Source organism: Bacteroidales bacterium (assembly GCA_031275285.1).
Lineage (GTDB): Bacteria > Bacteroidota > Bacteroidia > Bacteroidales > UBA4181 > JAIRLS01.
In genome coordinates this window covers 1-26560 of record JAISOY010000189.1, presented here as the reverse complement: position 1 = coordinate 26560, position 26560 = coordinate 1, and the positions used below count along the sequence as shown (strand labels likewise).

General features: G+C 37.8%; 24 protein-coding genes and 1 pseudogene. 12 read left to right on the top strand and 13 right to left on the bottom strand.

Translation table 11 applies throughout. The features are described from left to right. Together LBQ60_18625 and LBQ60_18620 are read right to left on the bottom strand one after the other, a co-directional pair. Complete coding sequence (locus tag LBQ60_18625) at positions 1 to 504, bottom strand: hypothetical protein (protein ID MDR2039941.1); 504 nt, start codon at positions 502 to 504, stop codon at positions 1 to 3. 3 nt (positions 505 to 507) lie between these two features. Further along, positions 508 to 1038: an RNA polymerase sigma factor gene (locus tag LBQ60_18620; GenBank protein MDR2039940.1), complete on the bottom strand. Its 531-nt coding sequence runs from the start codon at positions 1036 to 1038 to the stop codon at positions 508 to 510. Between the two features lie 363 nt (positions 1039 to 1401). On the opposite strand from LBQ60_18620, the gene LBQ60_18615 reads away from it, so the two are divergent. Further along, positions 1402 to 1857 (top strand): hypothetical protein, encoded by a 456-nt coding sequence (locus tag LBQ60_18615; GenBank protein ID MDR2039939.1) that lies wholly within the window; start codon positions 1402 to 1404, stop codon positions 1855 to 1857. 28 nt (positions 1858 to 1885) lie between these two features. Here LBQ60_18615 and dnaA read toward each other — a convergent pair whose 3' ends face one another. The 4 genes from dnaA to LBQ60_18595 form a co-directional block, all read right to left on the bottom strand. Beyond that, positions 1886 to 3292 carry a chromosomal replication initiator protein DnaA gene (dnaA, locus tag LBQ60_18610; GenBank protein ID MDR2039938.1) on the bottom strand — a complete coding sequence of 469 codons (1407 nt, stop codon included), beginning with the start codon at positions 3290 to 3292 and terminating at the stop codon, positions 1886 to 1888. Positions 3293 to 3664: 372 nt separating this feature from the next. Next, complete coding sequence (locus tag LBQ60_18605) at positions 3665 to 5047, bottom strand: hypothetical protein (GenBank protein ID MDR2039937.1); 1383 nt, start codon at positions 5045 to 5047, stop codon at positions 3665 to 3667. A 112-nt stretch (positions 5048 to 5159) separates the two neighbouring features. After that, positions 5160 to 5747 (bottom strand): penicillin-binding protein activator LpoB, encoded by a 588-nt coding sequence (gene lpoB / locus LBQ60_18600; GenBank protein MDR2039936.1) that lies wholly within the window; start codon positions 5745 to 5747, stop codon positions 5160 to 5162. A gap of 67 nt (positions 5748 to 5814) precedes the next feature. Then, positions 5815 to 6258: a helix-turn-helix domain-containing protein gene (locus LBQ60_18595; GenBank protein ID MDR2039935.1), complete on the bottom strand. Its 444-nt coding sequence runs from the start codon at positions 6256 to 6258 to the stop codon at positions 5815 to 5817. A 551-nt stretch (positions 6259 to 6809) separates the two neighbouring features. On the opposite strand from LBQ60_18595, the gene LBQ60_18590 reads away from it, so the two are divergent. After that, the gene (locus LBQ60_18590) at positions 6810 to 7364 is read left to right on the top strand and encodes a hypothetical protein (protein MDR2039934.1); all 555 of its coding nucleotides are present in this window, start codon (positions 6810 to 6812) and stop codon (positions 7362 to 7364) included. A gap of 58 nt (positions 7365 to 7422) precedes the next feature. On the opposite strand, the pseudogene LBQ60_18585 reads toward LBQ60_18590, so the two are convergent. The 7 genes and pseudogenes from LBQ60_18585 to LBQ60_18555 all read right to left on the bottom strand — a co-directional run bounded on the left by LBQ60_18585 (position 7423) and on the right by LBQ60_18555 (position 14929). Next, positions 7423 to 7965, bottom strand: a pseudogene (locus LBQ60_18585) (hypothetical protein). Between the two features lie 16 nt (positions 7966 to 7981). Next, positions 7982 to 8167, bottom strand: a complete 186-nt coding sequence (locus LBQ60_18580) for a hypothetical protein (GenBank protein MDR2039933.1) — start codon at positions 8165 to 8167, stop codon at positions 7982 to 7984. Positions 8168 to 8583: 416 nt separating this feature from the next. Beyond that, complete coding sequence (locus tag LBQ60_18575) at positions 8584 to 9276, bottom strand: class I SAM-dependent methyltransferase (protein ID MDR2039932.1); 693 nt, start codon at positions 9274 to 9276, stop codon at positions 8584 to 8586. A gap of 18 nt (positions 9277 to 9294) precedes the next feature. Continuing rightward, complete coding sequence (locus LBQ60_18570; GenBank protein ID MDR2039931.1) at positions 9295 to 10026, bottom strand: glycosyltransferase family 2 protein; 732 nt, start codon at positions 10024 to 10026, stop codon at positions 9295 to 9297. Positions 10027 to 10725: 699 nt separating this feature from the next. Continuing rightward, positions 10726 to 10947, bottom strand: coding sequence for a hypothetical protein (locus LBQ60_18565; GenBank protein MDR2039930.1), 222 nt, complete (start codon positions 10945 to 10947; stop codon positions 10726 to 10728). A 5-nt stretch (positions 10948 to 10952) separates the two neighbouring features. Next, positions 10953 to 11930, bottom strand: a complete 978-nt coding sequence (locus tag LBQ60_18560; GenBank protein ID MDR2039929.1) for a hypothetical protein — start codon at positions 11928 to 11930, stop codon at positions 10953 to 10955. 86 nt (positions 11931 to 12016) lie between these two features. Further along, positions 12017 to 14929 carry an FAD-binding protein gene (locus LBQ60_18555; GenBank protein ID MDR2039928.1) on the bottom strand — a complete coding sequence of 971 codons (2913 nt, stop codon included), beginning with the start codon at positions 14927 to 14929 and terminating at the stop codon, positions 12017 to 12019. Between the two features lie 485 nt (positions 14930 to 15414). On the opposite strand from LBQ60_18555, the gene LBQ60_18550 reads away from it, so the two are divergent. From LBQ60_18550 to LBQ60_18505, 10 genes are all read left to right on the top strand, one after another. Next, the gene (locus LBQ60_18550; protein ID MDR2039927.1) at positions 15415 to 15999 is read left to right on the top strand and encodes a TetR/AcrR family transcriptional regulator; all 585 of its coding nucleotides are present in this window, start codon (positions 15415 to 15417) and stop codon (positions 15997 to 15999) included. Positions 16000 to 16021: 22 nt separating this feature from the next. After that, a complete protein-coding gene (locus LBQ60_18545) occupies positions 16022 to 17536 on the top strand; it encodes a TolC family protein (GenBank protein ID MDR2039926.1) in 1515 nt (504 codons plus the stop codon). Between the two features lie 36 nt (positions 17537 to 17572). Continuing rightward, positions 17573 to 18565 carry an efflux RND transporter periplasmic adaptor subunit gene (locus tag LBQ60_18540; protein MDR2039925.1) on the top strand — a complete coding sequence of 331 codons (993 nt, stop codon included), beginning with the start codon at positions 17573 to 17575 and terminating at the stop codon, positions 18563 to 18565. Positions 18566 to 18607: 42 nt separating this feature from the next. Beyond that, positions 18608 to 19861: an ABC transporter permease gene (locus LBQ60_18535; GenBank protein ID MDR2039924.1), complete on the top strand. Its 1254-nt coding sequence runs from the start codon at positions 18608 to 18610 to the stop codon at positions 19859 to 19861. Further along, a complete protein-coding gene (locus LBQ60_18530; protein MDR2039923.1) occupies positions 19858 to 21060 on the top strand; it encodes an ABC transporter permease in 1203 nt (400 codons plus the stop codon). Before LBQ60_18535 ends, LBQ60_18530 begins: the two co-directional genes overlap by 4 nt. 471 nt (positions 21061 to 21531) lie before the next feature. Next, positions 21532 to 22119 (top strand): DUF308 domain-containing protein, encoded by a 588-nt coding sequence (locus LBQ60_18525; GenBank protein ID MDR2039922.1) that lies wholly within the window; start codon positions 21532 to 21534, stop codon positions 22117 to 22119. A gap of 178 nt (positions 22120 to 22297) precedes the next feature. Then, positions 22298 to 23299: an endonuclease/exonuclease/phosphatase family protein gene (locus LBQ60_18520; GenBank protein MDR2039921.1), complete on the top strand. Its 1002-nt coding sequence runs from the start codon at positions 22298 to 22300 to the stop codon at positions 23297 to 23299. Positions 23300 to 23339: 40 nt separating this feature from the next. Next, on the top strand, positions 23340 to 24059 hold the full coding sequence (locus tag LBQ60_18515; protein MDR2039920.1) for a phage Gp37/Gp68 family protein: 720 nt from the start codon (positions 23340 to 23342) through the stop codon (positions 24057 to 24059). Positions 24060 to 24425: 366 nt separating this feature from the next. Continuing rightward, positions 24426 to 25379, top strand: coding sequence for a M15 family metallopeptidase (locus tag LBQ60_18510; protein ID MDR2039919.1), 954 nt, complete (start codon positions 24426 to 24428; stop codon positions 25377 to 25379). Positions 25380 to 25448: 69 nt separating this feature from the next. Next, on the top strand, positions 25449 to 26560 hold a 1112-nt coding region (locus LBQ60_18505; GenBank protein ID MDR2039918.1), incomplete at its 3' end, for a metallophosphoesterase.

Here is a 26560-nt window from a genome sequence, read left to right as displayed (position 1 = left end):
TTATTTTGATGGTATAATGGCTTCCTTTTCTTTCAAAACATTAGCTATGGTGTATAAACTTTCCAGATTGTGCTGATAATAGTCTGATAGAATAGATTTTACAGCTTCATCAGGAAGATCTTCCGGGATTTCTTTTTCAAAATTCTGGTTGGCTTCAATGATGCCTTTTACATCTTCCATGACCAGTTCCTGATCCCATTGGTCTTTAGAAAGTTCGAATATTTTTTCTGCAACATCATTCATCTTGTCCAGGTAACAAAGCTTCATATCATCTGCATTGTCACAGATAGCCAGGGTATTGGATGGCTGGTGGGTATACCACCATAGTAACCCTGCAGAAAGCACTAATGTAACCGACGCGGCAATACCAACGATAAGCCGGGATAATGAGACTGGATGTTGTTTTGCCTGTATTTTCTGCTGCAGACGTTCAAAGTGTCCTGAAGCAGGCTCTTCTTCAAACAGGTTTTTATGGTTTCGGATATATTGCTCTAACTTTTTCATGATTCACGAATAATTTGAATTTACGGCGGCCTTTACATTCCGGGCCAGCTTATCGCGTCCCCTGATGTATTGGGAACGCACGGTTGATTCCTTGATATGTAACATTTGTGCGATCTCTTCGAAATCGTAATTTTCAAATAAACGCATGGATAGTACCATACGATAACCATCCGGTAGGAGGTTCAATTCTTTTTTGATGATCTCTGCAGAAAATGTGACTTCTTCCTCGTTTTCTTCCTCGTATGCCGTTTGTTCGTCTATCTGTTCAAAAATTATCCGTTTCTTCCGGATTTTATCTATTGAAGTACGAACTGCTATACGCTGGCTCCATGAGAAGAAAGCTTTTTCATCGTGGAGATCATCAATATGGTCAAATATTTTTAAGAACGCGTCGTGCATAGCTTCTTCCGCTTCCATTGTATCCCCGATTATCCGGAGACAGGAGTTATAAATCCTTTTATAATGAAGGCGATATAATTCCCGTTGATAAGAAGGGGATTTTTTATCTACTCGAAATAAAGAAACAATGCCCATGAGATTTTTGTTCTACTTATAATAACGAGGCATTTTTATTTTTGCTGCATGATCTCATTTATAAAAATGAAGATATTTTATAAATCATTCAAATATAGTGAAAGGTGAGAGCAATTGTAGAAAGCTTGCTTTCAAAAAATTGCCGATCCGCATCCTATATTCTTCAAATATAGTGAAAGCTGAGAAGGTAAGCCGAGCTTGCTTGAGCTTACCCTAGTCGCGTCCTGTATTGTTCAAATATACAGAAATACCCGGATATATCTTTTACCCGTTGAACAAGGTTGTTTACCTATTGATGGTGGATCTATTCCTTGATAAGAGTTAATATTGATCAATAAAAATAATACTAAAGTTAGAAGCCATATGAAATATCTGTTTTTTTCTGTTTTAATTTGTCTAGGCTGTATATCGAAGGATAAGGAAGAAAAATATAAAATTACTTCCAGGGAAGAAAAGATCTTGTGTGAAGCGATCGGGAAAATTCCTGACACCACTCAGTTAAGATTTCAGGTACTGTTTGATCAATGGAGCAAACATTGGAAAAACGGTATTTTGATATTCAGCAGCAACACATACGATGTGATGAAAATGAAAGAATATCCGGAATTAGTAGCTATGGGAGATACAATTATTCCATTGGTGATTGAAAAATTATTGTATCGCTCTAATTTTTGGTCGGTTCATCTATACAATGCTTTGCAGAAAGATGTCCGGTTAAAAGGGCATAATGATTTGGATGTCCATGGGGGAGTGCATAAAACCATACAGCTTTGGCTGAACAATAGCTCACAAAAAAAACTACAAGCTTTTGACTTGTAGTTTTTTAAGGAATTCAAAGAGAATTAAATCAATTGCTGAATTTTCCTTCTAATTCTTCGATCTGTGTTTTGAAGCGCCGGTCGGTTTCTATCAGGTTATTTACCGTGCGACATGCATGCAAGACAGTAGCATGATCCTTATTACCCAATTGTGCCCCAATGCTTTTCAGGGATGTTTTAGTAAATTGTTTGGACAGGTACATGGCTACTTGCCGCGCCTGTACTATTTCTCTTTTCCGGGTATTAGACAGGATATTTTCTTCATCAAGGTGGAAATAATCAGATACTACCTGGAGAATATAATCAATGGATATTTCAGGGCGGGTATGCTTGATTAATTTATTGATGGTGGATTGTGCCAGATCTAGCGTAATGGCTTTCTTATTAAGCGTTGCCTGTGCCAGCAATCCGACCAGTACTCCTTCCAGTTCACGAACATTATTTACAATGTTTTTGGCGACATATTCAAGTACTTCTTCCGGCAATTCGATTCCATCCCGGTATGCACGCTGTTTTAGTATGGCCAATCGGGTCTGATAGCCCGGTACCTGTAATTCGGTAGATAAACCCCATTTAAACCGGGACAACAAACGTTTATCTATCAATCCCTGAAGATCTACCGGAGCCCTGTCTGATGTAAGGATCAATTGTTTTCCTCTCTGATGCAGATGATTGAAGATATCGAAAAAAGTTCGTTGGGTACCTTCTTTATTCCCGAATTCCTGTACATCGTCAATGATCAATACATCAATACATTGGTAAAAGTGAAGGAAATTGTTGATATCATTCTTCAATCTGGCATCAACAAATTGAGTTTTAAATTTGGTGGCATTAACGTATAATACGGTCTTTTCCGGCATCTCTTCCTTTACCTTGATCCCGATTGCTTGTGCCAGATGGGTTTTTCCCAATCCGGAATCACCATAAATAAAAAAAGGATTGAATGCGGTACCTCCCGGTTTTTCGGCAATAGCTAATCCTGCTGACCGTGCCAGACGATTACAGTCGCCTTCAACAAAATTTGTAAAAGAATACTCGGCATTGAGTTGCGGGTCAATCTTTATGTTTTTTAACCCGGGAAGTATAAACGGATTATGTTTTTCGGAAACAGGAATAGGAGCGGGGGGATTTGAAAAATTTCGTTGACCGCTGTTTCCAGGTATGATGGTCCGGTTATTGGAAGATATAGTATTTCCAACCGGTATGCTATATTCCAGTCTTGCTCCGGGACCTAATTCCCGTCTGATGGTTTTTCTTAACAGGTCAATATAATGTTCTTCAAGATACTCATAATAGAATTGGCTGGGTACCTGAATAGTTAAAACATTTTGTTTAACGCCAATGGGAATTATTGGCTCAAAAAATGTTTTATATTTACTTACTTCAAGATTGTCTTTAAAAACTCGTAGACAATTGTTCCAAATTTGTTGGTGCATTCTCCTAATCGTTTTGTAAATTAATGTGTTAATGAGAAAAATACGGATCGAAAAACCTTAGCAATATGGGACAAAAAAATCAATAAAAAAAATAAAAAAAGCTTGGTTTTTTAAAAATCATACTATCCGATTTAAAGTCAGCAGATTATTTTTTCATTTTTTTTGAACTTTTTATATGTCTCTGTTTTTCAAGATGTTAAACATAAAAACTTGGCGTATAAATGTTTATTATTTTATCAGGTAAACTTCCTGAAAGATGTGTTAAGCTATTCTTTCGCCTTAAATATTTTTTAAGCCATTTTGTTTATAAAATTAAATTTAATTTTTAAACAAAAATTGATCAAGTTTATCAGTGATGACCTGGATAATGTATTAATTCAGAGAGTGGAAGGCATGAAAATATGTCTGTCCTTCATTTGCTGTAATAGGCAATTCATGTTTAAGAATTCGCCCGTCTCTCATCCGTACATTTAAAAATAACTGATTATCCCCTTTTTTTAATGGAATACGTGCGTATGAAATGCCGTAAGGAAGCGTTTGCCAGTTACGTGTATCGGCTTTTTCTGTAGCAGCATTAACAAGACTAACCACAGCTCCGACACCTTTATTTTGTTCCCTGGTAACCTCTTCCACAGCTTGCTTGGTGGCAACCCTTAACAACGACGATCCCATTTCCCGTAAAAAACGGTCATGCAGAGTTTTAAAGGCTATTGCATTAATATTTTCAGCTAATTCCAATGGGTAATCATTACTATTCAGGGATAGAGACGCTGAGAGGGAGAGTGGGGGACGTTCAACATACTTAGGGAACGCTACGCGTACGAATTTTAGGTCGGATAAAGAACTTTCATCATTTGAAGAACCTAAAAAGAAAGGGAAAGAAAAACCTAACTCATCATTTGCAAAGGTGACCATCCCTCCACTTCCTTTGATGATAGAAAAATTGACACTCCACTCATCCTTATAAGGTCCGAAACCATTCATCCAGATAAATATTAATTCTGCATGGGACTTCGGTTGTGGTTGGTGTTTCATTCCGAATTTACGTTCATAAAAATCCAGTTCTTCATGAAATCCCATAATATAAGCCGTACGAAGAAGATCTATTTTTAATTGCCTGGGAACAGGTACATCAAAATTTTGTATATAATCATTTTCATATATCTCTAATGCATTGCGGTATGCAATAAAAGCATTATTATAATCTTTATCTGATTCATACAGTAATCCCATCATATTGGTTGCAAAAGCATCCCTTTGATAACGGTTCTTATGGTCTTTGTATTTATCGTTTAAATTATTGAGCTTAAGGTTGATTCGCCGACATTCCACCATGGCATCTTCTGAATTATCCAACTGCATATAATTAATGGCTTTAAAACAATTAACCATTACTACCTCGAAATCTTCAGCTTTATAAGGTTTCATCATAGGATTAGAAATCAGTGCCAATGCTTCGGATGCGATCTGGACACTATAATCATCTATGACATTTTCTGCCGTATTAAAAAAATCGACGGATTTTTTCTGATCATTTAACATCCATGATACATATCCCCTGTTCAGATAATAAAGTAACCGGTTCCTATTAGTGGGGCTTTTGGTATCTTTTTCCAGGATTTTATCCGCTTTCTCAAATTGTCCGGTATCAATGGCATCATACAACTTTTGGTTTTTCATCCGGTATGTGGCACAACCGACCAAAAATACGATCAAGAGCAAATACAATATCCAACCATTCCAACGTCTCAACATGATATCATTTCAAAATAAAGATCCGTAAAATTAATACAAATGAACCGGATAATTTCAAACTGATAAGATCAAAATTATCCGGTTTCGTTATATCTAATTAGAATACGTATGCTTAATTGCGAATCATCTTTTTGATTTTATGATCGCCCATCCAAACAATTTCCGTTGTTTCTATGTTGGTTAATTCTAAATCGGTTTGATAATAAACAGACTGGTCTTTTTTATAGCTATCAACAATAGCATTGACCACTCCCTGCAACATAAAGTCGGCACCTAATTCGCGACCCCATTTCTTAGTGGTTTCCGGAGATGCAAATTCCTGCTGCCCTGCACGTTCACGACGTAATTCTTCACGCTTTTCTCCAGCCTGGACCAGACGTATCGATCCGTTTTTTACAATGGCTTTTTCCAGATCTTTGATATATGTTTCCGTACTGATATGTTCATGGGTTTTGTTATTAACCAGTCCCACTACGATGACAGGTTTACGTTTATGTTGCTGTTCGAAAGCAACTGCCCATGAATTACCAAACATTTCTTCAATTAATGCTTCCGCAGTAACTCGGGAATCTGTATCATTCCACCGGCCACTAAGATCGGACTGGGTACTTGGATCAACACGTTTGATTGAACGGGAACAACCTCCTAAAATCAAAACAGCAACTAAAGCTATCGTACTAAATCTTGCAATACTTTTCATATGGTTATTAATAATTGGTGAACCTTCTTACGGGAATTCAAAAACTATGCCAACAAAATTGAGTATTTTACTCAGATGAATAGGCCGAAAATGTATGATCAGTATAGAATACAACAATGCGTTCAATCCTTTTTTCTTTTAATTCTTTTAAGGGAGATATTTCGACCTTATTCTCGGCTGAGGTACTTTCGTCGCCTTCTCCGGAAGATGATTCCTTGTTTTGAATTGGAGGAGTGGGAGATAGGGGAGTTTTATCGTTTCCGGAAATGGAAGAAAATAGATCCGGTACTTCTTCCGGCATGTTTTTATACATGGCTCCTTTCCCTAAAATCAACCATTCTGCATTTAGTTTGGGAAAACGAGTAAGAATTTTTTGTATAAAATCAAAACTGGGATTATTTCGTCCGGATAAGATATGGGATATACCAGATCTTTGTATACCCATTTCGTCTGCTAGTAGAGAAGGGGTGAGTCCTTCCGATGAGATTACTTTATTTAACCGGTCTTTCATTATTCAGTTTTATATGGTGATACAAATGTGATACACAAAGGTAAACAAATCACAAAAACATAGCATTACAAATGTAACGATTTTCGAGTTACATTTGTAATGCTGTAAATTCCATAAAGAATACACTGATGACAATAAAGATGTTGATAATAAATAATTTAAATATTTTAAAAGTATTTAAATTATTTGTTTAATTGATAATACATAAAATACAGAATATTAGATAGATAAGATCTATTTTACGACTTAATTTTAATTGATTTTACAAATGTGGCAACAATGGATGAAAAGAATTAAACCAATACTTTATGCAATTGGCACTAATCAACTGATATGCAAAATTTTAATCTATTGCAATAAGTGTAGTTTAAAATATTGTAAATAAATTCAATATCTAACTACATTATTGATCATATCTTTATGTTACACATGTATCATGTTCGTAATTATTACAAAAGTAACAAGCTGATAGTGTACGAAAACGATTTTACTTATTGAGGTAAAAATTGTATTATTACATTGTATTTGCTCCAATCTCTTTTGTGTATAATATGAGATACAAGAATATGCTTATTTCCGGTATAAGGCGCAAGATCAAAATAGAAGAAGATCAGCGGCGTAGTGCTTCTTTTACCAAACATGTCATAAAGTTCCTGACGACTTTTGCATATCTGGGAACCATATTTTCTGTTTTAATCATAACAGACTTCTTTTTAAGGCCATATATAGAGTATGATGTAGTTACATATAAAAACAGAAGGCAATATATTGGAACTTATGAATACTATTTTAAAACAGAAACAAAGCGTTTTGAAGCCAATGAGGAGTTTTACATACATACAGACCCGGGTGACCAAGTGGCATTTTTTTATGCTCCCATATTTGACACACTTAAAAAAATCCAACATCAAAAAGATACTGTAATTTACATTTGTAAACCAATGAGTATATATGGATGGCCTATTATAACTGTGGTCCTTACTTTGATCTGCTCTTTGATAGTATTGACCAATAAAGGATGGGCGAGTGAAGATTTACTGGTTACTGTAGGTTTACTCAATATTTTTTTCTACATATTTACCCTGGCTTTTCTATTATCAAAATAAAAACAACCTTAAAAAATCTGAGATCGTTTCTATTAAGTACCGCCTGATATTGGAATTTTTACTGCACAGGCCTGATTATGTAAGCGTAGGAGTAACTGTCATCCAGCATCCGGTATTGTTTCAGTGGTCTTGCTCCCCAACTCTTATCACCTCCTAATCCCAACTGCTTCAAATCAATATTCACATAAAGTAAATTACGCGGATCTATATCGACAGGGTGTTGTTGCTTTTTGGTAAGTCCGGGATCTAAATCTTCATCTGTATTGTACCGCGCATTAAAAAATACAGGTTCCTGATAGCCTTCGAACCCGTTGTCATCGGTAAATGAAACCCTTCTGATATCCGTCCGGTAGCCGTTTTCCTGAGGACGGATATAGTCAAATTTTAGGTCTTCCACATGGCATTTATATAGTCCGATAAAAGAAGAACGGTTGCAGTCATTTTAGTTTTCCCAGGGTCCCCTTCCGTAGTATTCTACATTCCTAAAAGTAACAGGAAGCTGCATTTTCATACCGAAGCGGAAAAGTTCCGGATGTTCATTCCCGGTAAAACCGATTTTACCGGATACAATAACAGATCCATCTTTACGAAGTACATAAATAGTCGTATAAGGAACATTAATGAATTTCAGGTGTCACCTCTGTACTCTCTTCCGAATACTTGATATCTACTTTAGTTACAGAATAATCGTCGCCTGGTGTGCGCCATATATTGGACGGTCCTACTTTATCCACAAAGTTAAACTTCCCGGTACCGTCCAGAGGGTCTACATAAGGAGATGCGAATTTGTAATCTTCAATCAATTGATATTCATTTTAATATGGGGGAAAGCATTCCTGAGGAGTTTCTTTCCTTTTATCCACGATTTCCGGATTTTCCCAAAAATTTGTTTGTGCCAGCAATAGGTTGGAATACATGAATAGAAGCATGAGAAAAGAATGTTTCATAATATAATCTATTTTGTTGATGGTGTGTTTTGCACAAAACTTAAAAAATATGATCAATAAAAGAAGCTTTTATTACCGTTTTCCATTGCATGATGAGTATGTTCCACTGGATGGTATTCTAAGTATTCGCTACGGCAGATATTTCATTCTTACCATATTAACCTTAGGAATGTTATTTATTATTTGAAACCCGTCACCAGGCAAAACCAAAATCTACTTAGGATTATTTACAGTATAAAACCGATTAGTCTTATTCTTCTTAATAGTTTGTGTTATGTTTCTTTACATCCAATCACATAAACATTTTTACCAAAGCAACCTGAACAAAATAAGTCTCCGAACCGGCTTATCGGAAATATAAATCTATCATAAAAAGAGAGTGAGTTTCTTCCAATTTTGCCTTCTCCGTTATCAATCCATTTATAAACTAACGAAGTAAAAAAACCTATACTATCGGCATATTTTGCCTTTACTATCTGTAAACCGGCATTACTAACTTTATTTTTAAGCATTTTTTTCCGGTATCTTCTGAAGTGTCCTACCGCTTTATCAAACGATGAATAAAGCACATTAAATGCGGGTACATAAATCAGAATTAAACCACCCGGCTTTAACTTTTTTGCCCATTCAACTAATATTTCATCATCATTTTCTATATGTTCCAATACATTTAAAGAATAGATAAAATCTACAGAGTTATCTTCAATATCACTTACAGATAAGCTTGCAGATAACCCTCCTTTCTGAATTTCTCCGGCTTGTTTTGGATCGGGCTCTATACAATGGACACTATATCCTTTTGATGCAATTTTTTTTGCAAAAGTTCCGATTCCTGCTCCAATATCCAATACCTTAGCATCTTTGGGCACATATTTTATTATAAGGGATTCTAGATACCTGTTGTATTTTACAGCATTAGCCATAATTTCCAATGTATCTGTCCCCGTATAATTAAAATTCTCCATTGATATTTTTTAGCAATCCTATTTTCTTTTAAAGATATTGTATTTGACTATGCAGTAAATTGCACGTAAACCGTCTTTCCAGTTTATTTTTTTACCCTCGGCATAAGTTCGTCCGTAATAAGATATTCCCACTTCATATATCCTGACACCTTTCACCCGCGATATTTTTGCAGTAACTTCAGGCTCAAAACCAAAGCGGTTTTCATATAAATGTATTCCCTTTATTATATCGGCCCGAAACATTTTATAACACGTTTCCATATCGCTTAAATTGAGATTGGTAAACAAATTAGAGAAAAAGGTGAGCATCTTATTTCCGATTGTATGCCAGAAAAATAAAATGCGGTGAGGTTTTCCGCCTATAAACCGCGAACCGTAAACCACATCTGCAATGCCTTCAAGTAAAGGCTCCAAAAGCAGATTGTATTCAAAAGGGTTGTATTCCAGATCAGCATCCTGTATAATAATAAAATCGCCTTGTGCTAATTCTATTCCTTTGTGCAGTGCAGCACCTTTACCTTTATTAACCGGCTGATTATATAATGTTATGTTAAAGGAGGGATGATTAATAATATATTCTTCAATAACTTCTTTTGTTTTATCTTTTGAACAATCGTTTATAATAACAATCTCTTTATTGATATTTTCAGATAATTCTACCTTTTCAATTTTATCAAGCATTGAATGAATAGTTGCAGCTTCATTATAAGCGGGAATGATAATAGAAAGTGTTTGATTACGGTTTGCCATCTTTTCAATTTAAGTTGAAATAAAGATAAGTATCAATGTTTCACTTGACTTTGGAAATAACAAAGATATAGAAAAAACAGCTCGTTATACTTTCCAGGCATTCGTATAGCAATGATTTATCCTGTCTTTCTGATCAATTACTTTATAGGTAACTGTAAGGAATTCATTGTTTTATCTTTTATAGTAGCCATTGGTAAATGCCTTCATATATAGGGGCAAAATCGTCTTCATTGTCAGGACCTTTTATTGTTCACCATGGAAAAACGAGAACAGTTTTATAAAAACTTTGCTTCTTTATTATTGCAGACAATGCGAAGAGGATTTTTTGTGAATTTTCCTATCTTTCAATATTTTCATAAAAAGTGAAATACCAGTACCATATTGGGATATAGATCGAATTATATGATAACAAGTTTTATCCATAAAATGTTCTGAAATGGTTTATATAAACACTTCAAATAATACAATGAATATGAGAACGATTGTTTCAATTCCAATATGTTATTTGTCTTACTATAAGTCAGGAAGTGTAATTGACTATGGGGCAACCGGACTATCAGTAGAGGTAAGCTGCATAAAGTATCGTATTATATGATCAGGTATAAATACTTTAAATACAATTAATTAATGATTTTTATTTATTGATATTCAAATGCATTTGTCAACGATGAAATATTCTCTAAACCATTTTTTATCTATTTAATACATAAAGATCATAATATCTCCGGGTAATATGGTTATTGTTCCCGTATAGCTATCTGCCGGAACAATAGAACCATCCTTGAGCACCTGCTTCATACTGTCGTGGGCGGCAAATGTGAACCTCATATTGTGTTTATAGTCCCTGTTGACTATGACGATATATTTACTCCCTTCATTTTCCAATATCGATATGATAGCTCCGGATCCATGCGTATCCAATACTTTTACTTTTTCGGGAAGTATGGTAAGCCTTTTCGTTTTCTAGGGATAATATTTCCCGTATGTTGTACAGATAATACCTTAGCGCCCAGGAATACTCCTGATATACGGTTTAATTCCTCATTCATTTCTTTTACCAGGTCATATACCTCCGTACGTTTTCCGTCCAATCCGATAGGACCATGTTGGAAATCCCAGTAAGTGTTATTCCGCGGGGTCCAGTAAGTAAAATATTGTAGTCCCTGTGCTCCATAAGCGAGATTACTATACATCTGAAGTCGGAGCATCGCTAAGGTAGGAACGGGATATTTTCCATTCGGTACCTTATGTTCGGTAGCAAGGGCGAAGGCCCAGAACTTTTTACCAACCTTTCTGGCTTCGTCGGAGAATTCTTCCAGGTTTTCATACCATTCGGCTTTAAGCGTATCGTTGATGATTGGATAGTGGTCAAATGAAAGGAAAGGCAGGGGTACTTCCTTGTCAAATCGTGATATATACTCTCTGTAGTCTTTTACCCCAAGTGCATTGATATGTCCCTGTTCACCTGTAGGAAAAAGATTAAGATAACAGAATTTTTGGTTGTCTACTGCCTGAATCCTTCTTGCCCATGCTCCAAGTTCGGCAAATTCAGAAGCGGTTGGTTCGTCTTTTAAAAAATAACCGGCTACTGCAGGATGGTTCATAAAACGTTTGACGGTTTTTTCAGGTTCATTACGTAATTCGGGTGTAGATATAATCAATTGGATCCCTGCTTTATGAGCAGCATCAAGAACTTTCGGTAATTCGTTGTTGCTCCGGCAAACACTAAAATTGAGGTTGAATCCTGCCGCTTTCTGTTCCTTAAATCTTTCCACAGTCATTTCCTGGCAAGGAATACCATGCCATGCCAATATGGGTATTTGTCCGGTAGATTTGATTTTATCCTGAGCATACGAATTGAAAAAGATCGTAAAAAACAGCAATGTAACTATTATTCTGGCCATAAGAGGGATATTTACTTGTTTATCATGATTATATCATTAGCAGGCTAAGAAATAGTATTTATCCGGGTTTTATAAAAATACAACAACTACTTTATTATTGCATCATATAGTATTTCTATCGGATGAAGTGCTTTCCGTCCTGTTCCATGTTCAATGTGCTGGCGGCAACTTGTCCCCGGAGCAGCAATCAGTGTTGATTCCGGTGTTTCTCTCACCATCGGAAAAAGAAGCATTTCACCTATTTTCATCGACAGGTCATAATGTTTTTTCTCATACCCGAATGATCCGGCCATTCCGCAACATCCGGTATTCATTTCATGGACCGAATAGTTGATGGGGATGCTTAACATATCTTTGGTAGCCTGGGTAGTGATCAATGATTTTTGCTGACAATGCCCATGGAAAGAAATTTGTACAGAAGCATCGGTAAAAGAAAGAGGGGATATTTTACCTTGTTTAAATTCACTAACAATAAATTCTTCAATTGTAAAAGTATTTTCAGCTAATTTCCGGGCTTTTTCACGTAAGCTTTCCGAAACCAGTTCAGGATACTCATCTTTGAATGAAAGGATACAGGAAGGCTCTATACCAACCAAAGGAATATTGTCGCTAACATGCTGACTAATAGAATGAATGTTTTTTTCTGCAATTTTTCTGGCCTTTCTCAGTAGCCCTTTTGAAATACTGGCTCGTCCGCTTTCACTATGTGTTATTACCTCTACTATATAACCCAGATGATTGAGCAAAATGACAGTTTTTATCCCAATCTTTACATCATAGTAATTGGTAAACTCATCAATGAACAATATTACTTTTTTAATAGGTTGAATATGTGATATTTTTGATGATGATAAATATGTTTTTACCCATTTGCGAAGAGTATGTCTAAAAATGTTTGGTATGGGTCTTCTTATATCAAAATGCATGATTTTTTTGATCACCGGCCAATTCAACATAGTGTTGTATATTTTTGGCCAAAGAATACCAATTCTGTTTATTGATTCTAAATTTGATATTAACATCGCACGAAAGGGAATTCCTTTTTTATCATAATAATGTTGCAAAAATTCTGCCTTTATTTTGGCCATATCTACATTAGAAGGACATTCACTTTTACAACCTTTACAAGACAGGCAATCGTCAAGAATATCGAATATTTCTTTATTTCCAAAGAACTCTCCCGCAGCATAAAAGCTTTCCCGCATGATATTGGCCCTTGCACGGGTACTCATTCGTTCATCGAGGGTTGCCATATAACTGGGACACATGATCCCACCCGATGTATGACGTTTCCGGCAGTCTGCTGACCCGTTGCAGTTTTCAATAGCTCTTATGATACCCAAAGTAGATGAAAAGTCAAAGAGGGTTTTTATGTCTTTAGCAATTCTGCCGGGCACATACCTTAGTGATGTGTCCATCGGTGGTGTATCGACTATTTTTCCAGGATTAAAAAGCTGGTATGGGTCAAAACAATGCTTTATTTCTTTAAATAAACCATAAATTACTTCTCCGTACATTAAGGGAATGAACTCACCGCGTAATCGTCCGTCACCATGTTCTCCACTGAGTGATCCTTTGTACTTTTTGACCAGTACGGCCATTTCTTCAGCGATGATCCTGAATAAACGCACACCATCTTTTTCCTTTAAATTAAGAACTGGCCGAAGATGTAATTCCCCTGTTGCGATATGTGCATGGTAAACACAGTTAAGATGATATTTGCCTAATATTTGTTTGAAATCCCTAATGAATCCGGGTAGGTCTTCCGGTGAAATTGCAGTATCCTCTATGACCGATACAGGTTTCGCATCGCCTTTCATGTTAGACAGGATACCTAATCCGGCCTTACGCAAAGCCCATACTTTACCGATATCAGCACCGGTGATCAAGGGATAATGGTAACCATATCCGGAATTTTTCATGTCCTGCTCCAGTTTCCCCGCCCGGGACCGGATATTTTCTTCGCTGTGATCAGCTAATTCGACAATCAGTATTGCTCCGGGATCCCCCTTTACAAAAAAACGGTTCCTTTGTTGTAACAGGTTATCCCTGGTTAGTTCCAGTATGACATGATCCATTAACTCCACAGCGGTAGGGGCATGATGTAATGCGATAAGATTGGCATATAAAGCTTCCTCAACCGAAGTGAGATGAATACATAAAAGTGCTTTTACAGGAGGGGGAAGAGGTTCAATACGCAGTTTAACTGAAGTTATAAAAACCAATGTACCCTCGGAACCGGCAATAAGCGAACAAATATTGAACGGAGCACTGCCACCAAACGGTTGTGTATTCAATAAAGAATCAAGGGCATATCCATTATTTCGCCTTTTTATAGTGGGTTTGGGAAACTGTTTACGGATTTCACTTTGATTCCCAGGGTGGGAGAGAAGCGTTTTTAAATTTTGATAGATACGGTTTTCTAATAATCCCCCTTCGGTTTTTATGTTTAGTTCTTCCGGATCGAGTCCGGAAAAGGTAATTTCATTGCCATCGCTTAATAATGCTGTAATAGCCAGGATATGGTCTCTTGTGCTTCCATAGATCAAGGAATGGGAACCGCAGGAGTTATTGCCAACCATGCCGCCGATGGTACAACGGTTAGAAGTGGATGTTTCAGGGGCAAAAAATACACCATGGGGAAACAGGTACCGGTTCAGTTCATCCGGAATAACACCCGGTTCTACCATAACCCAGCCTTCTTTTAGATTTAATTCCAGTATGCGGGTCATATATCTGGACACATCTACGACCAAACCATTTCCTACAACCTGTCCGGCAAGGGAAGTCCCTCCCGCACGGGGAATCAATCCGATTTTATTCTCCCGTGCATGATCAATAAGTATACGAACATCCGAAGAATTTTTTGGAAATGCAACTGCCAAAGGTTTCTCACGATATGCGGAAGCATCAGTCGCATAGGCGGTGATACTGCTATGATCGCATTGTATATCACCCTGAAACCCGGAAGATAATATATCGGAAAAAGAAAAAGACAACTTGAAAGATTTATACTTGTCGCAAGGTAAAAATATTTTTGAAATTTCTGTCTTACCTAAAACGAATTATGGCTATATATTGTATTCCTGCTGAAATATCTTGAACATTGATATTTTCAACAGGAATAAAAACAGTTTCATGACAATCATTTATCTAAACATTTAAAGGTCTAAACAGTTTGGCTTTTATGAAAAAATCATATATTTGCAGCACTATCAGGAACAGAAAATAATAACAGAGGAGTAACTAAATTAAGTAATACTAATAAAATAATGACATATTTTATAATCGTAATTAATTTGATCAATGCGATTTAAGAAAACAATAGATAGCACTGTGTGCTTATTTTTTTAATTCTAATATTTTTATTCTCAAATGGATGTGTTTTTCTTTTGTGAAAACAGAGTAAAAAGAAGACTTTGATTGATGTTTGGAATAATTTTTGATAACCATTAAATAAATGAATATTCACTCATTAATAATAATGGCAAGAATCACCGACCCCAGCAAACTGGAAAAAATTAAAGAAGCAACCATATCATTGATTGTGGAAAAAGGATACGGAGGAGCATCCGTATCTGCTATTGCTGCGAAAGCAGGGGTTGCTGAAGGGTATTTATACCGGCACTATACCGGAAAAAATGAATTGGTACATCAGCTATTTAATGAAAATATTCATGTGTTTATTGAGCATGTACGGAAAGTAATGGATGAATACATCAATTTTGAATCTTTTCTCCGGAAATATATTTTAGGACTGGTGGAACTGATCAACAGGAGTCCCGACAAAACAAAGTTTTTTGTACAATTGATCAACGATTTCACTTTTGAAGTATCAGATAAAACAAAAAAACAAGTATTCAGTATCTGTAATACCTTATTAAAGTTAGGCAAAAAAAAACATGAAATATCCGATTCATGTACTATCATAGATATATATACGGTCATTGTGATCATTCCCTTACAGGTCTTCAGTCTTTACCTGAAAGGTTTTTTCGGTAAAGTAAAACTTGATAAGGAGAGTGCTTCAATGGTGGCCACTACCTGTTTAAAAATAGTGAGGAAATAACCATGAAAAAAATCATTATCAGATGAAACCAGAAAATATGAAAGCAAAATTTTGTTTTATGCTCTTGTTGTATGGGCTTAGCGTATCGGCTCAAACCCGTCTGACGCTGGAACAATGTCGCCAGATGGCATTGGATCACGATAAATCGCTCGCCATAGCCAACGAACAAATTACCCAGGCAGAAGCACAACGAAAAGTAGCACGTAGTGCATACTTCCCAAAACTGGATGCTAATGCAGGGTATATGTACAGTTACAAAAATATTTCCCTCTTATCGGAAGATAAATTCATTCCTGTCGGATCAAGGGCTGCCGATGGAAGTTTTTCCTTTACACAGGAACAGGTAAATAATCAATGGACATTGGTCAACGGACAACCGGCGCCCTTGGATGCCAACGGACAGCCGTTCGACCCGAAGGCGAATCCGGAGCTGATCCAATGGAAAAATTATGCATATATCCCCAAAGACGAATTCAAGATCGACGCTAACCATATACTTTTCGGAATGGTGGGGCTTACCCAGCCTATTTTCATGGGAGGGAAGATCAGAGGCTACAACCGGATGGCTCATTTTGCCGACTCTATTGCCAGGACACAATTGACAAGCGGACAGGCTGATGCTATTTATAGTACGGAAGAGACATATTGGCAGGTAATATCATTAGGTCATAAAGTAAAAATTGCTGAAGAATATAAAGCACTGATGAGTAAGCTGGACGCAAATCTCACCGCCATGCATGATGAAGGGATGGCTACCAAAAATGATATGCTGAAAGTAAAAGTCAGGTTGAATGAAGTAGATATGACATTGACCAAGGCCAATAACGGCCTGAGGTTATCAAAAATGGCTTTGTGCCGCCTTATCGGATTACCTTTGGATAGTGATATTGTGCTCGCGGAAGAAATCGAAGCGGAGAACAGTGAAACCAATGAGGTACCGGAAACTACCGATGTGTGGAAAAATCGGTCGGAATTAAAAAGCCTGGATTTTCTTTCAAAGATAGCCGACTCTAAAGTATCCATTGCAAGAAGTGAATATATGCCTACGATTGGACTTACGGCAGGTTATCTGCTGTCTAATCCTAATCCATACAATGGTTTTAAGCATGACTTTGCAGGAAATTTCACTGTGGGTATTGCCATGAAAGTACCCATATTTCATTGGGGAGAAAAACGCCAGACAGTTAATGTAGCAAAAAGTGAACGCCGGATTGCTGAAATAAAACGGCAGGAAGCGGCTGAAATGATAGAGTTACAGTACACTCAGGCTCATTTGCGTATTGAAGAAGCCAATAAACGGATGGAAAGTGCCCAGAAACATATGGAACAGGCCAAAGAAAACATGCGTTTTGCCAATATGGGATTTGAAGAAGGGGTAGTACCTGTAACAGGAGTTATGGAAGCTCAGGCTGCCTGGTATTCTGCTTATTCCGAAGCTATAGATGCACATATTGACGTTAAGTTGAGTAAAGTGTACCTGGATAAAGTCAGTGGACAATTACATGCAGAACTATCGGAAAATCAGGATAAAAAATAACATTCACGTCGGAAAAAATATCAAATAGAAAACAATATGAAAAAGTACAATCTTTTAGTCGGATTTATAGGCCTGATCGTATTGATCGCCGCACTGTTTATCATAGGATGGATTGCTTTACGTCCCGGACCGCTAGTTTTACAGGGTGAAGTGGAAGTAACCGAAGTAAGAGTGTCGGGAAAAGTACCGGGACGGATCAGCGAACTTTATGTAAAGGAGGGCAGTCAGGTTAATAAAGGAGATACCTTGTTATTGCTGGATAGTCCGGAAGTAGCAGCTAAAATGGAACAGGCCCAGGCTGCTGTTGCTGCTGCCGAAGCACAAAATCAGAAAGCCATACGGGGAACACGCAGTGAACAGATCGCTTCTGCTTATGAAATGTGGCAGAAAGCGGAAGCCGGAGTTGACATTGCGAAGAAAACCTATGATCGTATAAAAGCACTTTATGACAAAGAAGTAGTCACAGCCCAGCAACGGGATGAGGCCGAAGCTCAATACAAAGCTGCCGTGGCTACCGCCAAAGCTGCAAAATCACAATATGATATGGCCATGAATGGTGCTCAGGCAGAAGACAAACAAGCTGCAATGGCACTGGTCAACCAGGCAAAAGGTGCTGTAGATGAAGTAAAATCTTATGTGAAAGAAACCACGCTTACCGCTCCTTTGTCCGGGGAAATCACTGAAGTCTACCCCAATGTCGGCGAACTGGTCGGTACCGGATCCCCGTTAATGAGCATTGCTGACCTCAATGATATGTGGATCACTTTCAATATCCGTGAAGACCTTCTGCAAGGTATTGAAATGGGTAAAGAGCTGAAAATAAACATTCCGGCTTTAGGTAATCAGGAAGTTACCGCTAAGGTAAATTATATCAAAGCACTGGGAACTTATGCTACCTGGAAAGCAACCAAGGTAACCGGTGAGTTTGATGCCAAAACTTTTGAAGTGAGGGCTCAACCTACACAAAAAATAGAAGGACTACGTCCGGGGATGTCCGCACTTTTAAAATACAAATCAAACAGCAAATAAACCGGAACCGGTATACAATTCTCTATCTTTAAAGCATCATTGATGGATCATTCTTCACTAGATAATCAACCGTCCCGAAAGCAGGATAAACCTTTGATGAAGGTCATCAGACGCGAATGCAGCAGGATGCTCAGCCGTCCGATATACCTGATCGTTACCCTGATCATGCCTTTATTTTGTTATGTGTTCTTTGCTTCGATGATGTCGGAAGGAATGCCTAAAGAATTACCTGTGGCTGTGGTTGATATGGATAACAGTAATCTATCCCGAACTTTTACCCGTAATCTGGATGCTTCGCCACAAACCAGGGTCGTGGCTCATCTGACCAGCTTCCATGAAGGAAAAAGCGCCATGCAGAAAGGCGATATACTCGGATTCATCGTATTACCTTCGAACCTGCAAATCGATGCTATGTCGGGAAAACAACCGCAGATCGTTTTTTATACCAATAATAGTTACCTGATTACCGGATCATTGCTGATGCGTGATTTTTCCACCATCACTGCTTTATCCTCGGCAGCAGTCAATGTAGGTATACGTACCCAAAAAGGAGAACCCATGCAAACCATTATGGCTAATGTTCAGCCTATCGCACTGGATTTTCATGCTTTGGGTAATCCCTGGACCAATTATTCCATGTATTTGTCCACTATACTGTCTCACGGATTGGTACAAATACTGATCCTGTTGATCACGGTTTTTATTGTCGGGCATGAAATAAAGCATGGTACTATCTGTGATTGGCTGGCAGCAGCCAACGGATCGTTTTTTACCGCCCTGATAGGCAAATTATTACCTTATACCATATTGTTTTCACTGGTGACGGTCTTTGGGAATACCTTATTTTTCAAGTATCTTCATTTTACCTATGAGGGTAATTTTTTCGCTATTCTGGTGGCTGTAATATTACTGGTCATTGCTTATCAATCTATGGCACTATTCATACTCTCGTTATTGTTTGATTTCAGGGTAGCACTTACCATAGCCGGAGTTTATGGGGTTCTTGGAATTTCTTTATCCGGATTGACTTTCCCGATAGAGATCATGGATGCTCCATTACAAGGGTTCTCTTATTTATTTCCTATACGTCATTATTTTCACATATACGTAGATCTGGCCATACGGGGATTACCTGTTGTACAAACACTGCCTTATTTTGCCACATTGCTTGTTTTCTTGATTTTCCCGTTGGCATTATATCATCGGTTGAAGAGATTCGTTTTAACATCAGAGTGTATTGTGAAGCCCGACAATGTAGAAGATTTAGTTCATCATCATACATCATCCATATCATGAAGCGTGCAATTTTTGATTTGTTCCTGGTCTATCGGGATGAGCTCCGTCATATTTTTTCCGATGCTACGGTGATCGTGTTGTTTTTTGCCGGAACATTGATATATCCTTTGATATACAGTTGGATATACAACAATGAAAATATACATGATATGCCTGTTGCTGTTGTCGATATGGACCATAGCGCACAAAGCCGGGAATTTATCCGTATGCTGGATGCTACCCAGGAAACAGCTGTCACACATCGTTGTGCTTCAATGACTGAAGCCAAGCATCTTCTGGAAGATAAGAAGATCCATGGAGTTGTCTTGGTGCCTTCTAAATTTGGCGATGATATTATGCGGCAGCAACAAACTACAGTTTCTGTATATGCAGATATGAGCAGTTTCTTGTATTATAAAGCATTACTGGCAGCAAATAATTATGTAAGCCAGACAATGGGAGGGGGGATTCAGGCAAAAAGGCTCATGGCTGCAGGAGCTACAGAAACAGAGGCTATGGCTACCGTTACACCTATTTCCTCTTATTTTATTCCCTTATACAACATAGGTGGCGGTTATGCGGGTTTCCTGATCCCTGCTGTATTGCTGTTGGTCATTCATCAGACATTATTATTGGGTATTTGCATCCTTGCTGGTATCAACCGGGAAAAAAATGGTTTCCGGTTGCTTATCCCAATGAGTGAACGATACCATGGGACACTGCGTATTGTCGGAGGAAAGGCATTGGCTTATTTTTCCATTTATATTGTATTGGTATTTTATGTATTGATGATTGTACCCCGTTGGTTCGGACTGCCGCACATCGGAAGGCCTTTAGATCTATACCTCTTTTTCCTGCCATTTCTGCTGGCTACCATTTTCTTTGCGATGACAATATCTGTGTTTTTCCGTGACCGGGAAACACCGATCTTAATTTTATTGTTTCTTTCCGTTCCCCTGTTGTTTTTATCGGGTGTTGCGTGGCCAATAGATCAGATGCCTTTTTTCTGGCGCCTTTTATCATTCATCTTTCCATCTACTCATGGTGTGCAGGGTTTCGTAAAAATCAATTCAATGGGGGCTGATCTGTCCCAGGTTCGCATGGAATACTTGATCCTATCCATTCAGGCTGTTGTTTATTTTATTACGGCATTCTTGCTGTATCGTAAGCAAATTATTCGTACAGAAAAATTTAAGGTGGCCCATAATATTGCTGATTAATAGCCTTTCTAATCATTGTGGACTTGAATCGTTCTTGAAAAAGACAGGTATTTTTCGTGTTATTTTATGCATGTAGGTTATGGTTTGTGGAGCCTGTTCAGGCTCCACAAAAGATTTGATCAGGCATACTGATTTACGGTCGGGTGAAAAGAGATCATTAACGGTTCAAAAAAAATCCATAGGAGGTTTTTATATTGGATATAAACAACAGATCAATATTACATCAAAAGAAGGTTTTGGTATAACATTTCATTATGAGCGTACCTTTTCCGATGCCTTTTTGGATGAAACAAACATCAGGATTTTTGTTTTATAATTTTTAAAAGATTGGTTTTTAGTATTGTCGGAATTAGTATCATTAATAGTAGGTTCTAATCATTTTATAAACCTTTACACAGATAAATTGTTATATTTGCCATAGAATAATTTAACACAGTATAATTAATCATAAATTAACTAAAATTTTTTATCATGGAAAATCTTATTCATTCAGTGAAACAAGCTGTAAAATACTGGTGGGTTTCCTTACTGGTCGGTATTTTAGCATTGATATTGGGTATCTGGAGTATCGCCACACCGGATGTTACGTTGGTAGCCCTGACTTATGTTTTCATATTCGCTTTTTTTATCAGTGGTATTCTTGAAATTGTATTTGCCATATCGAATAGGGAGATTCATAGCGGATGGGGCTGGACGCTGGCTAGCGGAATTATTGACCTGTTGTTCGGTATTTTACTTCTGGCGCTTCCATTACCATTAATCACTACTATCCTGATCTATTTTGTAGGTTTTTGGATATTGTTCCGTTCTATATGGGCGATAGGTGATTCGGTCCAATTGCAGCGTTTTGGCGTTAAAGGCTGGGGATGGCTGTTGGCCTTTGCCATTTTAAGCATTATCTTTTCATTCTTCTTCCTGATCAGTCCGATGTTTGGCGGCGTATTCATTGTAGCTTTTGTTTCTGTAGCCTTTATTTCTTATGGGATCTTCAGGATATATCTCTCCATTAAATTAAGATCTTTACATAAGGATGTGGAAAAAATAACCCATCACAAATAATGATATTATAATTGAAATGAAAATGCCGGACAGTATCCGGCATTTTTTTGTATCTGTAACAATGTGAGAGTGAAAATTCCAAAGCATCTCAATAAATCAAAGAGATATTTTTGTTTGTGTGATAACAAAAATGGTATACCTTTGATAGGGTTAAAAGCATAAATTTCTTAAGTCTGTAATGAAAACTGCAATTTTGAAAAGAAGCATCATCTGTCTGCAGAACCTGTCTGCCATATGTGTCATTATACTTACAGTAAACCTTTCATCATGCTCGGGCAGTTCTTCCTCAAACAGCCTGCGTATAGTGTTCTGGAATATCCAGAATGGTATGTGGTCAGGGCAAGATGATAACTATGATGCTTTTGTGAAATGGGTCAGCGAACAGCAACCCGACATCTGTATTTGGTGCGAGGCCCAGTCTATTTTCTTATCCGGAACAGCCGACAGGATGCCGAACAAGGATCGTTATCTAGTCGATGGTTGGGGTGAATTGGCGGCACGTTACGGACATCAGTATTGCTACACGGGCGGACACCGCGATAGTTATCCGCAGGTAATCACGTCTAAATATCCCATCGAGAATATCGAACGCATCGTAGGTACCGAACCGGACAGTGTCGTCACCCACGGCGCAGGATGGGCCCGTATCAAGGTGAACGGACATATGCTCAACCTGGTGAGCCTGCACTTGTGGCCCCAGAGGTTTGCTTATGGAGCGGAGGATAAGGATGCAAGTATTGCCGGAAATGGAGGTGACCATTACCGTCGTATGGAGATGGAATATATCTGTAAACATACCATTGGGACAGTTTCCGCCAGTGCAGATCAGATGTGGTTCATGGCAGGCGATTTTAATGCCCGTTCGCGCCATGACAACTGGTTCTATAAATACCCGGAAAACGACACCCGATTGCTGGTTCATGACTATATAAAGCAGAATACACCTTATTTGGATATTATTGCAGATAAGTATCCAGGCGAGTTCAAAACCACCACCCATGGGAAAGCGCGTATCGACTTCGTCTATTGCACTGTTCCGCTTTATGACCGCATAGTGCTGGCCAACGTGCTACTGGACGAATATACTACTCCTGTCCGTGACTCAAAAGGACTCAGTAACTTCTGGCACCCGTCGGATCATCTTCCGATCATGGTGGAGTTCGATATGGGAAAGAAATAGATAAAGTCTAAGTCATTTTGTAATTAATTGGATGTAATAAATGGCCTCTATCTGGAATCCATGGCACGGTTGCCATAAATTGAGTGCAGGATGCAAACATTGCTATGTTTATCGTGGAGACCAGAAACTGGGGATCGATAGTCGCATAGTTACCCAGACCAAGAATTTTGATTTGCCTGTCAGGAAAAAGAAAAACGGAGATTATAAGCTGACATCAGGGACAGAGGTATTTACCTGTTTTACTTCCGATTTTTTTGTGGAGGATGCAGATCAGTGGAGGAAAGAAGCATGGCAGATGATCCGGGAACGTAATGACTTGAAATTTACAATGATTACCAAGCGGATCGATCGTCTCCATGTTGAATTACCGGCAGATTGGGAAACCGGTTATGAGCATGTAACAATTTGCTGTACTGTTGAGAACCAGGCTATGGCAGACTACAGGCTTCCACTGTATGTTACAGCTCCCATAAAACATAAAATAATCATCTGTGAACCTATCCTTGAAAGGATCAATTTAAGACCTCATATTGGCCCCTGGATAGAACAGGTGGTGGTAGGGGGCGAATCGGGAAATGAAGCCCGGATATGTGACTTTGATTGGGTAATGGAGATCCGGCAATTGTGCTTGGAGCATGATATTTCTTTTTGGTTCAAACAGACCGGATCAAAACTTGTGAAAGACGGATCATTGTATCATATAAAACGTCATCTTCAGCATTCACAAGCAAGAAAGGCCGGTATCAATCACAGGAAATAGTTTTTAGCTTTTTTTAACTTTTTGCTTCTTCATTTTTGAAGTTTTCATTTGTTTATGTCACAAAAAATGGTGAATATTGTATTTCAGTAGGGATGTAAAAAATCGTATTTTTTTTATTTAAAATTCTGTTACTTTGAGGATATAAGTTCAACTTATGTTTTCGGGTCTTGTGTTATGAAGAGGGATTTGTTTTTTTTATGTTTTGTAGTTTTTGCGTTAGTCATTGTCATTTCCGGAGTGGTTATTAAGGTACGGTACTTCCAAAATACAAAGGCGCCACATTTATCTTTAACGGAAAAAAATGCACAGGTATTACCTGATCGGAATTCTTTTTCTGCTTCTTTTCTTTTTAAGAAAGTAAAGAATTTGTTTGTTCATCAAAAAGAACAAAATCCGGATGAAGAAAAGTTTCTGTCTTTTTTTAACGATAGTGTCACCAAAGAATTTTTATTGGGAAAAATAAGACCTGCAAAAGATTCCATGTTTATAAAGGTAACAACGCTTCATACGGAGCGAAACATATATCTTTTACGTCCTGTTTATGCATCTTTTATTAAAATGTTTGAGGCTGCCCAGGAAGATGGGATACAGTTGTTAATCACATCAGGCCATCGATCTTTTGTTGATCAGGTATGCGAGTGGGAGTTAAAATTTAATAACCAGGAAAATATAGAAAAGTTCAGTGATGATCTGGAAAGAGCCAAACATGTTCTGAAATACAGGTCTATGCCAGGGACATCACGTCATCATTGGGGAACGGATATCGATTTAAACAGTATCAAAACTGAATATTTTGAGACAGAAAAGGGACAAATGGTATATAATTGGTTGAAAGAAAATGCTCATTTATATGGCTTTTACCAACCCTATACGATTCAGGATGAGAACAGGCCGGTTGGATATTGTGAAGAAAAATGGCATTGGAGCTATATACCGATTGCAGGTACTTTGCTTGACAAATATCTTGAAATGATTTCCAAAGACGATATCAAAGGATTTAGGGGTGACAAAACAGTAGGGAGTCTGGATTTGATTACCAATTGGGTATGTGGTATTGATAAGAAATTACTAGAAAAAAAAGAAGATCAGCAGAATCCTTATCAGAACTGGCAGTTAAAGCTGTATGGTCATTGGGATGACAGGTTACAACAAGGAAACTGGTATTACATGGATACTTACGGAAATATCAATAAAATTGCTTACGAATCGGGAGTTGTCGTTGAAGAGGCCAAAAATATTGGTTTGTCATCCGGATTGGAAAGTCTTTTTTATGAAGTGTTCCAAAGCAGATTTACCGACCGGTTGTTATCTTTAAAATAAGATACTTTAAAATCAACTAATGAATAGATCTGGATGTGAAAATACATCCGACTTTAAAAATTTTAACAGATGAAAAATAGTTTTCTTATTATTCTTTTCGTAGTCCTTCCTATATCAGCTATTTCCCAAGGTATAAAGATCACTCATGGTCCTTACCTGCAGGCCGTTGGGGAAAATGAGGTCACGATTGTATGGACTACTGATAAAAATGCTGTATCATGGGTTGAGCTGGCACCTTCGGGAAGTGAAAGTTTTTATTCGGAAGAACGTTCTCCATATTATCAGACAAGTAATGGTAACCGTGTAGTGGGACAATTACACAAAATAACCATTTCCGGGTTGGAAAAAGGAACTGAATACCGTTACCGCATATTTTCGAAAGAAGTATTGAGTTATGAAGGACAACACAAGGTACTATACGGCAATGTCGTCTCTTCGAACGTTTATTCACGCAAGCCGTTTTGTTTTACAACGCTCGATCATAACAAGCAAGATATATCTTTTGTTGTGATCAATGATATACACAGTCGTGTAGATGACCTGCAGGCATTGACAAAAGACGTTAAGTACGGGAAAACTGATATGGTGATATTGAATGGAGATATGGTGTCATCCATGAATGATGAACAACAGTTTTTTTCCGGCTTCATGGATGATGCTGTAAAGCTCTTTGCAAGCGAAGTTCCTGTTTTTTTTGCACGTGGAAACCATGAAACGCGCGGAAAATTCAGTGTCTATTTCCCTGAATATTTTCCTACCAATACCGGAAAACTGTATTATTCATTCCGTCAGGGACCTGTTCATTTTATTGTCCTGGATGCCGGGGAAGATAAACCGGATTCGGATATTGAATATTCCGGCCTTGCCCAGTTTGATGCCTATCGTACGGAACAGCAAGAGTGGTTGAAAAAAGAATTGGAAAACGAATTATTCAAAACAGCTAAATACCGGATTGTGGTGATCCATATCCCTCCGCTTGGATCGGATTGGCATGGACCTCTCGATGTGAAAAAGAAATTTCTTCCTATCCTGGATAATGCAGGTATTACAGCCATGTTGTGTGGCCATACCCACCGCTATGCTTATATTGACCCGGATCAAACACATGATTTTCCTATTTTAATTAATGCACATACGACAGGGCTTACCATATATGCCACTCAAAATGAAATGGTTGTAAA